Below are 13,328 nucleotides of genomic sequence, written 5' to 3'. Positions count from 1 at the left end.
ATCTCCGGTTGATGAGCCTGTCGAATCTCCGGTTGATGAGCCTGTCGAATCTCCGGTTGATGAGCCTGTCGAATCTCCGGTTGATGAGCCTGTCGAATCACCGGCGCAGTTTTGGATGGCGCCAATTTGAAATAAAGCGTATCCGGCGAAGGTGTGATCAAGGTCAAATAATGAATCTCCGCGAGAAACTGCAAAGCGGCATTGACGAGGGATGCGGTGGTATTCTCGCCGAGCATGCGGGCAATTTCGTCGCTACGCCACTGAATGATATGCCCAACGTCAACCTCCGCGTCGCGCAACACGTGGTAGACGTCGTGTACGACTTCGGGTTCGGGGTTGTCGTTATCAATAAAAAATTCCTGCAAAAATAAATCTTGCGGCGAATAAAAGATAATGCAATCGGCCGGCTCGTCATCGCGGCCGGCGCGCCCGGCCTCTTGATAGTAGGCCTCTAGCGTGCCCGGCATGTCAGTGTGCAAGACAAAGCGCACGTTGGATTTGTCGATGCCCATGCCGAACGCATTGGTGGCAACGATGCAGCGGATTTTTTCGTTCACGAACAACTCTTGCGCAAATTTGCGCGCCGGCAAATCCATGCCCGCGTGATAGCCGGCAGCCTTGATTTTTTCTTCGGTCAATGCAGCAACCAAATTGTCGACACTCTTGCGCGTGCCGGCGTAGACAATGCCCAGACCCTCGTGGCGGCGGAGATAGTCGCAAATATGGCTGACTTTATCCGCGGAGTGTTTGACGGCAAAACGCAAATTGGGCCGGTCAAATCCGGCGATGAAGATCTTGGGATTGTCCAGTTTGAGTTGTTTGAGTATATCATCGCGCACGCGCTGCGTCGCGGTTGCGGTCAACGCCATGATGCGTTGGGCGTTGAGCGTATCGACCGCGCGCCGCAATTGCAAATAGGAAGGCCGAAAATCGTGGCCCCATTGCGAGATGCAATGCGCTTCGTCAATCGCAAACAGCGAAATGTTCATGCCGTGCAACTGTTCGATGAAATAACCGGATTGGAAACGCTCGGGCGTGACATAAAGCAGTTTGATGCGGCCCGCACGCGCTTCGTGCAGGCGCTCACGGTTCTCCTCCGGCGTTAAAGTGGAATTGATAAAGCCCGCGGGATAACTCTTGGCGTGTAATTGATCGACCTGATCTTTCATCAAAGCAATCAGCGGCGAAACCACCAGCGTCAGCCCGTCAAAAAGTAACGCCGGCAGTTGATAGCAAAGCGATTTGCCGCCGCCGGTTGGCATGATGGCCAGCACATGTTCTCCGGCCAGAACCGCAGCAAGAATTTCGCTTTGCCCCGGCCGAAAGCGCCGGTGCTTGAAAACCGTGTGCAGCAAGCCTTCGGCCTGTTGCAAAACTTGATCGAGGTGATTCATGCGTGTGCCCCGAATTGCGCGCTAACGTTCGCATGATGCCAAAAGTGCGGGTGAATTGCAAGCCGATTTTTTTTGCGCAGGCCTAAAATGCTTGCATCAACCCAAAAATCTGTTAGCTTGATTCCAATCGTATTTCGGCTCTCCGAAGCCGGGCTGCGGGGACGGCCGGGCTTCGTTCATCATGAATCAAGGAAGGAGTTTATTCACTATGGCACGTCGCATCGTAGACATGAGCGGCAACATTCTCGAGCTGCCGAGTTTCGATCGCAGATGGCTGCGCTGGGTTGCGCTCGGGGTTGTTGCCGGTTGGCTTTTGCTAACCTCGTTTTATACCGTAGACGCCGATGAAGTCGGCGTGATTCAACGTTTCGGCAAGTATGTGAGCACGGTCAATCCCGGGCTGCATATGAAAATTCCGTTTGGCATTGAGACGGTTAAGAAGGTCAAAGTACAGCGTGTGCTGAAAGAAGAATTCGGCTTTCGCACCACCGGCACGGGTGTGCGCAGCGAATTTACCACGGCCAACTTAAATTCGGAGGCGCTCATGCTGACCGGCGACCTGAGCTGCGCGCTGGTGGAGTGGATCGTACAATACCGCATCAAGGATCCCCGGGCTTATTTGTTTCATGTGCGCGACATCACCGGCACGATTCGCGACTTGACGGAATCCGCCATGCGCCAGGCGGTGGGCGATCACAGCGTCGATGAGGTTATTATAACCAATCGGCAGGAAATCTCGCGAGAAGTGCATGATCTCTTGCAGCACATGCTGGATACGGTCGAGGCCGGCGTCGATATTGTCACGGTCAATTTGCAGGATGTCAACCCGCCGGAACCGGTACAACCCGCATTCAATGGCGTGAATGAAGCCAAGCAAGAGCGTGAACGCATTATTAATGAGGCGTTGGAAGCCTACAACAAAATCATCCCGCAGGCGCAGGGCGAGGCCGAACAGATTATGCGGCAGGCGGAGGGATATAGCGTGAATCGCATCAACCGCGCCACCGGCGAGGCGGAAAAGTTCATGGCGATCTGGCAGGAATACAATCGCGCCCGCGATGTTACGCGCCGCCGCATGTATTTGGAAACCATGCTGGAGGTTATGCCCAAGGTCAAAGAAGTGTATATCATCGATGACAAGCAGAGCAATCTGATTCCACTGCTGCAAATGCGCGGTATCGAGAAAGGAGGAGGCCAATGAGACCGAAAACAAAAATGATCTTGCTGGTGTTTGCCGCTTTTGTTGTTGTGTTGCTCGCCGGCAATGCCTTTTATACGCTGGATGAAACCGAACAAGCGATCATCACGCAGTTTGGCGAGCCGATTGGCAAGTCGATTCGCGATGCCGGTTTGCATATCAAGACGCCGTTTATCCAAAAAGTCACGATCTTTGACAAACGCATACTCGCGTGGGATGGCGATCCCAATCAAATTCCCACGGAAGACAAGAAGTATATCTGGGTGAATACCTTTGCGCGCTGGCACATCGTTGATCCGTTGAAGTTTTATCAATCGGTGAATAATGAGTTGGCGGCGCGCAGCCGGCTGGACGACATTATCGACGGCGTCACGCGCGATATTATCGCCCAGAACCCGCTGATTGAAGTGGTACGCGACAGCAACCGCGAAATGAAAATCATTGTCGAAGGCGACTCCGGCTCGGTGGAGCCGGTGGCCGGGTTGCAAGCCGTGGAAACCATTTCCAAGGGGCGCACCCAAATCATGGATGTGATTCTTGCCAAAGTCAGCGAGACCGTGCCGCAATACGGCATCGAAGTCATTGATGTGCGCATCAAACATATCATCTATATCGAAGAAGTGCTGCAGAAAGTCTACGAACGCATGATCTCGGAACGCAAGCGCATTGCCGAAAAATACCGTTCGGAAGGCCAGGGCGAGCGCGCCAAAATTGAAGGCCAGCGCGAGAAGGATTTGCAGGCAATCACTTCAGAGGCTTACAAACAGGCGCAGTTGATCAAAGGCGCCGCCGATGCGCGCGCCGCGAAGATTTATGCCGATGCTTTTAATCGCGATCCCGAGTTTTATTCGTTTCTGCAAACGCTGGAATCGTACCGCAGCACGCTCAATGCGAACAGCACAATGTTTTTGAAGACAGATTCAGATTTTCTCAAATACCTCAAAAACGCCTCCGCCCGCTAATGGAGATCTTGCACCAGCGCGGCAATGAAACCCCATTGCCGCCGCCGGGCTTTAAATGTGAATGCGCCGTCCCCGAAGCCTGCGCGTTTGCGGCGCTGCCGGATAAAGATTTTCACTTTTTATTACAAAGTACTTGACAATTTTGATAACTTGTTGTATCGTATGCCATGAAATCGCACACCGCCGCGTCCACACCTGCGCCTGAACCCTTGGCGATGCATGATTATGCCATGGAAAATCTGCGCTTCATCCGCAAGACGATGGAGCGTGCAACCTCGTTCACTGCGGTTCCCGGCGGAGGCATGGTCGCGATTGGCCTCACCGCGGGCGCCACAGCGTTCGTCGCGCCTTCACCCACGGCCGGGGAGAGATGGTTATTTCTCTGGCTGATTGAAGCGGTGCTCGCGTTCGTAATCGGCATTTTGATGATGCGCCGCAAAGCGCGCGCGGCCAATGTTGCGCTGCTCTCCGGACCCGGTGGGAAATTCATTCTCAACTGTTTTCCGCCGATGCTAGCGGCTCTGCTGTTGACGGGTGCGCTGGTACAGCAAGGCAGGTTTGAGTTTTTGCCCGGAATGTGGTTGCTGCTTTACGGCGCCGGCGTCATCACGGGTGGTGCATTTTCTGTGCGCGTCGTTCCCCAGATGGGAGTGAGCTTCATGATTGTCGGTGCCATCGCCTTATTTTCGCCCCTTGCCTGGGAAAATTGGTGGATGGCAATTGGCTTTGGCGGCCTGCACATTTTTTTTGGTTTGATTATCGCACGGAGGTATGGTGGCTAAACAAAATGCATTGCCCAAGACTCGCGCCATGACCGCCTCTTCCGAAACGCCGGAAACACGCACGATGCGCGTGGTGCGCGGTTTGGTGACGCCCACCGGCCAGCCGCCGTTGGATCGTATCATTCACGATCGCATACGCTTGGCGATTGTCAGCGCTCTGGCCGCCAATGAGGTTATGACATTTTCGGAACTCAAACAGCTTCTGCAAACCTCGGACGGCAATCTCAGCGTGCATGCCCGCAAGCTGGAAGAAGCGCATTACCTCAGCGTCACCAAATACTTCGAGGGCAAAACGCCCAAGACCGAGTACCGCTTGACCAAAGCCGGCCGCCGCGCTCTGGAAAATTATCTCGGCCAAATGGAATCACTCATTCAGGCGATGCGCGACCAGTAGGCGCGTTTTTTTAACCCATTTAACTTTAATTCACAAAGTGCTTTTTATGCACACTGCAATTATTATGGATGGCAACGGCCGTTGGGCGCAAGCGCGAAGCCTGCCTCGCATTGCCGGCCATCGCGCCGGCGCCGAAGCCCTGCGACCCATTGTCGAAGCCGCGCCAAATCTGGGGATCCGGTGCCTGACGGTTTACGCCTTCTCCTCGGATAACTGGCAGCGCCCCGGCCCTGAAGTCTCCGCGCTAATGCAACTCTTGCGCGCCTATCTCAACTCGGAAACCTCGAAGTGTGTTGCCGAGGGCGTGCGTCTTTCGATTATTGGCAGGCGGGATCGTCTCTCACCCTCATTGTGCCTGGCGATCGCGCAGGCTGAAGCAGCCACGGCATCCGGTCGCGTGCTGCATTTTCGCATTGCAGTCGATTACTCCTCCCGGGATTCGATTATGCGGGCGGCGCAGGGCTGCGCGCAAACCGGAGAAATCTCGTCACAGCGATTTGCGCACGCACTCGGCGCTGCGGTTCACGAGGCTGCTCCCGCGCCCAATGTCGATCTTCTCATCCGCACCGGCGGCGAACAGCGGTTGAGTGATTTTTTGCTGTGGGAATGCGCCTATGCCGAGCTGGTTTTTTTGAAGATCATGTGGCCGGATTTCAAACCATCGGATCTCGAGGCTGCTGTGAACGAGTTTTGCCGGCGCGAACGCCGTTTCGGAGGCCTTCCTGAAACGATCACCGCTTCCCGCGTTGCCCGGACAGCTCTCAAACCGAGAATGAGCCTTGCTGAAAAAACGTCTTTCTAAAAGACGTAAAACATGCGCAAACGCTTCAACATGCGGTTGCTAATTGCTGTGATCGACATCAACGAGGAGAAACAACGAATGAGATGGGAACGTGTCACAATTTTTTTACGGCTGAGCTGCTTGATATTAGGAGCTGGCAGCTTCGGCGTAGCCTGGCATCTAACCAGGATCGGTTCATCGGGCATCGAGGATGTCCCACCGCCTTTCATTTTACTGGCAGGTCTCGCTGGGCTTGGATTCTTATGTATCGCCGTTATCGGTCGATACCCTCGACCTGGTGATGGCAAAAGCGATTCGCAAAGGTGAATAACTGGCCGTCGAACAACAACATCAAGCGCACGGACGGTGCAGCCGTGCCGTGATTTTCATGATCGGTGGATCTCGCAGTACTCGCCCTAAACGCTGTGAAAGCTGCACCCCGCTTATACTGTTGATATTCGCCCTGATTCAAGCTTGGTCATGTTCGTGGCCGCAATCACGGTAAAAAATACTTGTGAGACACATGATTTTTTTGCTTTTTGTTTCAACTTACAGCGTTTTTTAAATGCGTGTACAGGATTCGTAGCCCTGCCCCCCTTGTGGGGCATTGTTGCAACCGCGAATTCCATGGCTTCAACAGCCGCCCACAAGGGGCGGGGACTACAAACTCTGTTCATCCAAATGAAAAACGCTGTAAGACGCGATTCACAAACGCCACCGCCCGGGCGCTGTTGACTGCTGGCAAACGCCGCTTACGAACACCTTTCATCTTTAAAGCGAGCGCCTGAGCGGTTTAGAATAGAATTGGGAGATCAAAAGGATGAAAATAATCATCATCGAATTACTGTTGTTCTGCCTGATTGTTTCGCCGTTGCTCGCGCAGCATCGCAATGTGGACAGCGAAGTCACCGAAATCGTCAAGAAGATCGACGAGCTGTATCGCAGTTCCACCAGCGCTGGCGAAATGGAAATGGAGATTATCACTCCAAACTGGCAGCGTACGCTGCGCATGAAAGTGTGGAGCAAGGGAATGGACAAGACGTTCATTCGCATTCTCGAGCCGCAAAAGGAGAAGGGCGTGGCGACGTTGCGCCTCGGCGATGAAATGTGGAATTTTCTTCCCAACGTAAACAAGGTCATCAAAATTCCGCCTTCCATGATGATGAGCTCATGGATGGGATCAGATTTTACCAACGACGATTTGGTGAGCGAATTCACATTGCTGGAGGATTTCACTTACAAACTCATCACGCCCGAAGAGGCGGAACCGGGACTGCTGTATGTCGAAGCCATTCCACGTGAAGATTTGCCCATCGTATGGGGCAAAATTGTCACAGCCGTGCGCCGCGAGGATTATCTGCCGGTTTGGGATAGATACTATGATGAAAAAGGCAACCTGATGCGCGTGATTCATTTTAGGGACATCAAGGCGTTCGGCGCACGCACCATTCCGGCAACCATGGAGCTGATTCCCCAAAACAAAGAAGGCCAAAAGACTGTCATTCGCTACCTGGCCTTGGAGTTCGACAAGAAGTTGGATGATGACATTTTCAGCTTGAGAAATTTGCAATCGGGAAATTAAGCAGACTGCCATGCTCTTCAAAATCGCCTTTCGCAATGTTTTTCGCCAGAAACGCCGCACCATTTTGACCGGCCTCACGATTCTGGGTGGATTCATTCTCTCGGCGCTGGCCATCGGCATTTCGGACGGCACCTACACCTCCGTGATCGACCTGTTCACGCGCACCCGCCTAGGTCACATTCAGATTCACGCGCAGGGCTATCTCGACAAACCTTCGCTTTACAAAACCATCGACAACTTCTCGGAGGTCGGGAAGAGAGTTCAACAACTCCCGGGCGTAGCCTCCTGGACGCCGCGTTTGTATTCGGCAGGTTTGGTCGCGGTCGGAGAAAAGAGTGCGGGTGTGCAGATCATTGGCATCGACACCGAACGCGAGATTGCGGCCACCCGCTTTGACCGAAAAATTGTCGCTGGAAGAATTTTTTCGCAGAATGCCACACCCGAGGCCATTTTGGGCAAAGGTCTGGCGAAGGTTGTGCATGCCGAGGTGGGAGACGAAATTGTGGTTCTCTCGCAGGCGGCGGACGGCTCGATTGCCAACGCATTGTATCACGTTGCGGGAATCTCCGACAGCGGCGATGAGTTTGCCGATCGCATGGCCTTCTATCTGCCCTTGCCGGAAGCGCAAGAGCTGCTGGCGCTGCCACAGCGGGTGCACGAAATCGTCGTCATCGCGCACGATCTTGAGGAGGTTGATGAACTCACCGAAGAATTGAGATCGACGTTTGCCGGCCCTGATCTCGCCATCGCGCCCTGGCAGGAATTTGCCAGATCTTTTTATGATGCCATGAAAATGGATCAGCAGGGGACTTGGATCAGCTTGTTCATTATTCTGCTGATTGTGGCGATCGGCGTATTGAACACCGTGCTGATGTCGGTGTTGGAGCGCACCCGCGAATATGGTGTGTTGAAAGCCGTCGGCACGCAACCGGCGCAAATTTTCAAACTCGTGCTGTATGAAGTGAATGTCATCACTCTGGTGAGTGTCATCCTGGGCGCGGCTTGCGCCGTGGCGCTGAATTACTGGCTTTCCCTGCGCGGCATCGCGCTGCCCGAGCCGTTCACTTTTGCCGGCGTTGAGTTCAAAGCCATGTACAGCGAGGTGAATCTGCGCAGCCTGCTCATTCCGACCATCACGGTAATCGTGACGGCGAATCTCGTCAGCCTGTTTCCTTCGGTGAAAGCGGCACACATCGAGCCGGCGCGTGCATTGCGGCTGCATTGACGATTCCATGACGCAACAAATGGTAAAGATCTGATATTGCCCTATGTGGTTTTACCTCAAACTCGCCTGGCGAAATCTCTTTCGCAACAAACGACGCTCCTTCCTGGCTGGTACCGCCATTGGCACGGGCCTGGCCGCCTTGATCTTCGTCGATGCGTTGATTATTGGCATGGAACGCAACATGATCAAATCCGCCACCGCTTCTTTTTTGGGTGAAGGGCAGATTCATCGCCAGGGTTTTCGCGAGACTCAGGACGTTGCACTGACGATTCGCCGCTTTGCAGAAGTGATGGCAAGCCTGCAAAACGATGCTGCCGTAGCCAATGCGGCGCCGCGCGTCATTGCCATTGGCATGATCACCTCGCCGGCGAACGTGAGCGCCGTCAGCGTTGTCGGCATCGACCCGGCGGTCGAGCAATACTTGTCACAGATGGATGACGTGATGATCGCGGGAGATTATTTTGGCGACGGGAGCGAGCGCGAGATCGTCATCGGCAGCAAACTGGCGGAGTTGCTCGAGGTGGGGCTGGGTGATCGCGTGGTGGTGACGGCCGCGCAGGTCGCGGATTCAGCAAACGACGGACAGGGCGGCGATCTGGCTCAGGAAATGTTTCGCATCTCCGGCATCTATCATTTCAATGTGCGCGAATTGGACGCCAGCATGGCCTTCATTCGCCTGTCAAAGGCGCAGCAAATGTTGGGGCTCAACGGCGCGGTTCATGAAATTGCCATCAAATTCCACGATCCTGAACTCGGCCGGGATGAAACGAATCCGTTCTGGAACAAATATTCACAATTCGACAATGTGGCCGTGGGCTGGACCAGGTTGCTGCCGCAACTGAAAGCCACCTTCGATCTGGCCGGCTTCAGCATTCTCATCACCGCTGTCATTCTTTTCGGCGTGGTTGCTCTGGGAATCGTCAATACTTTGTTCATGTCCCTGCACGAGCGCATGTTCGAATTCGGCGTGATGCGCGCGGTCGGCACGCGACCGTTCCGCATGGCAACCTTGATTCTTTGGGAAGCCGGTGCTCTGGCGATACTCAGCATCGGCATTGGCATTTTGATCAGCGTGATTGTGACGGCAATCGTCGCCCGGGTCGGCATCGACTTCACGGGCGTGGAATATTCCGGCGCCACATTCCGAGAATTACTCTACCCGGTGATGACGTTCGAGCAGTATCTCTTTTATCCATTCTGGGTTTTTGTATTCACAATTTTCGTCGGCATCTATCCCGCCGTGCATGCCGCGCGCATGTCGCCGGCGGAGGCGATGCGCAAGAGCTTATGAGGATCCTGGCAGATCGCCATTCCTGCAAATATTCGAGAGTGTAATGTTCATGGAAATCAATCAAAACGACGCTGTGATCGTCACGCAAGGCGTGGAAAAGACCTACTCGGATAACGGTGTGCCGGTGCCCGCGGTGCGCGGCATTGATCTCGCGATTCATTCGGGAGAATTCACCGCGATTGTCGGGCCTTCGGGCTCGGGCAAGACCACGTTTTTGCATCTCATTTCCGGCCTGGATACGCCCACCGCGGGCAGTGTTTGGCTCAATGGCAAATTGATCTCGCAGATGAGTGGCCGCGAGCTTTCAGATTTCCGCCGCGATCATATCGGCTTTATCTTTCAAGCCTACAACCTCATACCGGTGCTCACCGTCGAAGAAAACGTGGAATATATCCTGCTGCTGCAACAAACACCCAAGAGTGAACGGCATGAGCGGGTGACCAAGATTCTTGCAGAAGTCGGCTTGCAAGGATATGAACACCGCCTGCCGCCGCAATTGTCCGGCGGCCAGCAACAGCGCGTTGCCATCGCGCGTGCCATGGTGTCGAACCCGGATTTGATTCTTGCCGACGAACCGACCGCCAATCTCGATTCGACTACGGGCGCCGGGCTTTTGGATATGATGAGAGACTTGAACGAGCGCACCGGCATGACCTTCGTATTTTCCACGCACGACGAAATGATCATGAAGCGCGCGCGCCGTGTGATCACCATCAAAGATGGAAAAATCGCAGGAGACGAACAACGCAATGTTTGATCTCGCTGGCGGACGCGATATGAAAAGAATGCTTCTGCTCGTTCTCTTGCTACCTTTCTGCACCCTGCCCGCAGTTGCTCAAAATTCTATTTCTCTCGACGGATACCTCAAGAGCTTCTTCACGGTTTTCCGCCTGCCCGATTATGGCAATTTGCCTTTTCTGGCAGATCAAACTGATCTGGGCGCTGTGAACAATCGCGTGCGGCTCAAACTGCGCCATCAGCACGGCGGTTGGTTCACCGCCAATCTCGCATACGATTTTTCCCCGCGCATTCAAGATCCGGTATTGTTCGAAAACCAGCTTCTGCCCGTTGGCATCAATCCGTTGAGCTATCGCGCATTCGATTGGAATGCCCGCCTCTATCCGGGTGAAGATGAAATTCCCGGAAGCTTTGGCATTTTTCACAATCTCGATCGCGCCGCGGTAGAAATCAAAACGTCGCCGGCAGACCTCATCATCGGGCGGCAAGCGATTGCCTGGGGCAGCGGCCGCGTCATCAATCCCACCGACGTGATTGCACCGTTCGCCTTTCAAGAGTTGGATACCGAAGAGCGCATCGGCGTGGATGCCGTGAGAGTGCGGGTTCCGTTAAACGCGCTGGCGGAAGTGGATGCGGGGTATGTTTTTGGCAAGGATTTCAAATTCGATCAGAGTGCTTTTTTCGCGCGCAGCAAATTTTATCTTGCAAAAACCGATGTGTCTTTGCTTTTGCTCGGTTTTCGCGAAAATCTTCTGTTGGGATTCGATCTCGCGCGGAGTCTGGGTGGCGCCGGCTTCTGGTTGGAAACCGCTCGCGTCTTTGTCGATCGTTTCAATGACGACAGCGGGGGAGAGGCGCGCGCTTATTTTCGCGGGGTGACGGGACTCGACTACAGCTTTAGCGGGAGAGTTTATGGTTTTCTCGAATACCATTTCAACGATGCCGGCGCCGGCAGGCCGGGAGCTTATATCGAAAATTTTTCCGCGCCGGCCTACATCGACGGCGCGGTTTATCTCATGGGCCGCCACTATCTCGCACCGGGAATGGTTTATCAACTCTCACCGCTGATTGCGTTGAACGCGCAGATGTTGTTCAACCTCGGCGATCGATCGGCGTTTTTGACTTCCCAAGCGGAATACAACATCGCACAAAATATTTATCTCGCTGCCGGCGCATTCTTTCGCTTCGGCCAAAGCCCGCAAATCGTGTCCGGCGGCACAATCATTCCAGAGCTGCGTTTGCAATCGGAATTTGGCAGCTATCCGAATATTTTTTTTACGGCGTTTCGGGTTTATTTTTGAATCACGCCTTCACCAACTCACCCGCCATCGCCGTAAACCCATCGGGATTCGTGAATGCCACTTCATGTTTGCGATCTTTGGGATAGGCAATCGAAGCGCAGCCCACTTCGCCTTTCTTGTTCACCGCCACGAATTTATCATAAAAATCGACCGGCACGCCGAGCTTTTTGTTGATCTCGATGATGCGTTTACACGCCTCCACACATGCTTGTGTCGGCGTCATGCCTTGCCGCATCAATGAAACAACATAAAAACTTCCGCAGGTACGAATCACTTCTTCACCGCGGCCGGTGGCGCCGGCAGCGCCAACTTCGTTATCGACATACAAACCCGCGCCGATGATGGGCGAATCACCCACGCGGCCCGAAATTTTATTCGACAGCCCGCTGGTCGTGGTGATGCCCGCGATATTGCCCTTTTCATCGACGCCGAGAACGTTAATCGTGCCATAAGTGCGTCCGGTGCGATCTTTGTAAATGCCATCCGCCGGCGGAATCCAATCATCCTTATCGCTGTGATTTTCTTTCCACTTCAACCAGATCATGCGCGCTTTTTCAGTGAGCAGGTTTTCAACTTGAAAGCCGTGCATGATGGCAAAACGCTGCGCGCCCGCGCCCACGATCATTATGTGATCCGTGCGCTCCATCACCAGGCGCGCAATGCTGCTCGGCGTTTTGATGCCCTCCAATGCCGCCACACACCCGGCTTTGTAGGCCGGACCGTACATGCAAGAAGCATCGAGCTGCACCACGCCGTCTTCATTCGGCAAACCACCGTAACCCACGCTGGTATCTTCAGGATCGAGTTCGGTAACGTTAGCGGCTTTTTCAACGGCGTCCAGCAGGCTGCCGCCGTTGCTGAGAACTTCCCACCCCGGGCCATTGGTTTTCTTGCCCCATTCTTCACCGCGGCTGCACACCAAAACCGGCAGCTTGCCGCCGGGCTGCGCGAATTTTTTGGTTTTGCTCGTAACAATCGCCGGAAAACTTGTGACGGCGGCGAGCGTCGCGCCGAAACCAGTAGCCGTCTTCAAAAAAATGCGTCGTGTAAGCTTGTTGCTCATGATACTCCTCCTCGGGTTATGTGTTGAATGGCAAGGCAAAACAAAATTCTCAAGATTCTACGGCCACAGAAAAAAACTCCCACAGAAAAAATCAAAAGCTTTTTCGGTGGGATTTCATTCAGGGAGCGGAAAGTCTTAGCGTTGATCGTATTTTACTCCGCCATCTTCTCGAACATCCCCTTCTCCGCCATCAGCGCTTCGATTTCCGCAACCGCGCGCGGCGCGCTGGCGGAAAGATTCTCATAACCGGCTTCTGTGACTAAAATGTCATCTTCGATGCGCACGCCAATGTTGTTGTAAGCCGCGGGCAGATTGTACTTCTTGGCTGTTGCTTTAGAAATATAGATGCCTGGTTCGATGGTGAAAACAGCGCCTACCGGGAACGGGCCATAGGTGCCCACATCATGCACGTCGAGGCCGAGGTAGTGGCCTAAACCGTGCAGAAAGAAATCGCGATAGCTCCTGGATTGCAAATTCTCTTCAACTGTGCCTTTGAGAATGTCGAGCTTGATCAGCCCTTCGATAATAGCGCGCGAGGCTGCCGCGGTTAGCTCTCGCCAGGTGACGCCGGGTTTGACTATTACCATTGCCGCCTCTTGCGCTGCGAGCACGATATT

General features: G+C 54.0%; 13 protein-coding genes. 10 read left to right on the top strand and 3 right to left on the bottom strand.

Going from position 1 to position 13,328, the window contains the following annotated elements; genetic code table 11:
• Positions 1-1,394, bottom strand: a 1,394-nt coding sequence (locus tag FBQ85_16345) for a RecQ family ATP-dependent DNA helicase (protein ID MDL1876718.1), incomplete at its 3' end; no start/stop codon positions are given.
• Between the two features lie 229 nt (positions 1,395-1,623).
• Between FBQ85_16345 and hflK the strand changes: the two genes are divergently transcribed.
• From hflK to FBQ85_16295, 10 genes are all read left to right on the top strand, one after another.
• Entirely contained in the window at positions 1,624-2,595 is a 972-nt protein-coding gene (hflK, locus tag FBQ85_16340; protein MDL1876717.1) for an FtsH protease activity modulator HflK, read from the top strand.
• Positions 2,592-3,554: a protease modulator HflC gene (gene hflC / locus FBQ85_16335; protein ID MDL1876716.1), complete on the top strand. Its 963-nt coding sequence runs from the start codon at positions 2,592-2,594 to the stop codon at positions 3,552-3,554. Before hflK ends, hflC begins: the two co-directional genes overlap by 4 nt.
• Before the next feature lie 167 nt (positions 3,555-3,721).
• On the top strand, positions 3,722-4,336 hold the full coding sequence (locus tag FBQ85_16330; protein MDL1876715.1) for a hypothetical protein: 615 nt from the start codon (positions 3,722-3,724) through the stop codon (positions 4,334-4,336).
• The gene (locus FBQ85_16325) at positions 4,326-4,730 is read left to right on the top strand and encodes a transcriptional regulator (GenBank protein MDL1876714.1); all 405 of its coding nucleotides are present in this window, start codon (positions 4,326-4,328) and stop codon (positions 4,728-4,730) included. Before FBQ85_16330 ends, FBQ85_16325 begins: the two co-directional genes overlap by 11 nt.
• 46 nt (positions 4,731-4,776) lie before the next feature.
• Positions 4,777-5,532, top strand: coding sequence for a di-trans,poly-cis-decaprenylcistransferase (locus tag FBQ85_16320; GenBank protein MDL1876713.1), 756 nt, complete (start codon positions 4,777-4,779; stop codon positions 5,530-5,532).
• Between the two features lie 799 nt (positions 5,533-6,331).
• Entirely contained in the window at positions 6,332-7,093 is a 762-nt protein-coding gene (locus FBQ85_16315) for an outer membrane lipoprotein-sorting protein (protein ID MDL1876712.1), read from the top strand.
• A gap of 10 nt (positions 7,094-7,103) precedes the next feature.
• A complete protein-coding gene (locus FBQ85_16310; protein ID MDL1876711.1) occupies positions 7,104-8,318 on the top strand; it encodes an ABC transporter permease in 1,215 nt (404 codons plus the stop codon).
• Between the two features lie 43 nt (positions 8,319-8,361).
• The gene (locus FBQ85_16305) at positions 8,362-9,609 is read left to right on the top strand and encodes an ABC transporter permease (GenBank protein ID MDL1876710.1); all 1,248 of its coding nucleotides are present in this window, start codon (positions 8,362-8,364) and stop codon (positions 9,607-9,609) included.
• 49 nt (positions 9,610-9,658) lie between these two features.
• Positions 9,659-10,366 (top strand): ABC transporter ATP-binding protein, encoded by a 708-nt coding sequence (locus tag FBQ85_16300; GenBank protein MDL1876709.1) that lies wholly within the window; start codon positions 9,659-9,661, stop codon positions 10,364-10,366.
• Between the two features lie 19 nt (positions 10,367-10,385).
• A complete protein-coding gene (locus tag FBQ85_16295; GenBank protein ID MDL1876708.1) occupies positions 10,386-11,648 on the top strand; it encodes a hypothetical protein in 1,263 nt (420 codons plus the stop codon).
• Between the two features lies 1 nt (position 11,649).
• On the opposite strand, the gene FBQ85_16290 is transcribed toward FBQ85_16295, so the two are convergent.
• Complete coding sequence (locus tag FBQ85_16290; GenBank protein MDL1876707.1) at positions 11,650-12,711, bottom strand: N(4)-(beta-N-acetylglucosaminyl)-L-asparaginase; 1,062 nt, start codon at positions 12,709-12,711, stop codon at positions 11,650-11,652.
• A gap of 152 nt (positions 12,712-12,863) precedes the next feature.
• Positions 12,864-13,328: M24 family metallopeptidase (locus FBQ85_16285; GenBank protein MDL1876706.1), on the bottom strand; the 465-nt coding region annotated here is incomplete at its 5' end.

Source organism: Cytophagia bacterium CHB2, from assembly GCA_030263535.1.
Taxonomy (GTDB): Bacteria; Zhuqueibacterota; Zhuqueibacteria; order Zhuqueibacterales; family Zhuqueibacteraceae; genus Coneutiohabitans.
Note: the sequence above shows the minus strand (reverse complement) of the source record. Positions and strands in the feature narration are given on the sequence as shown.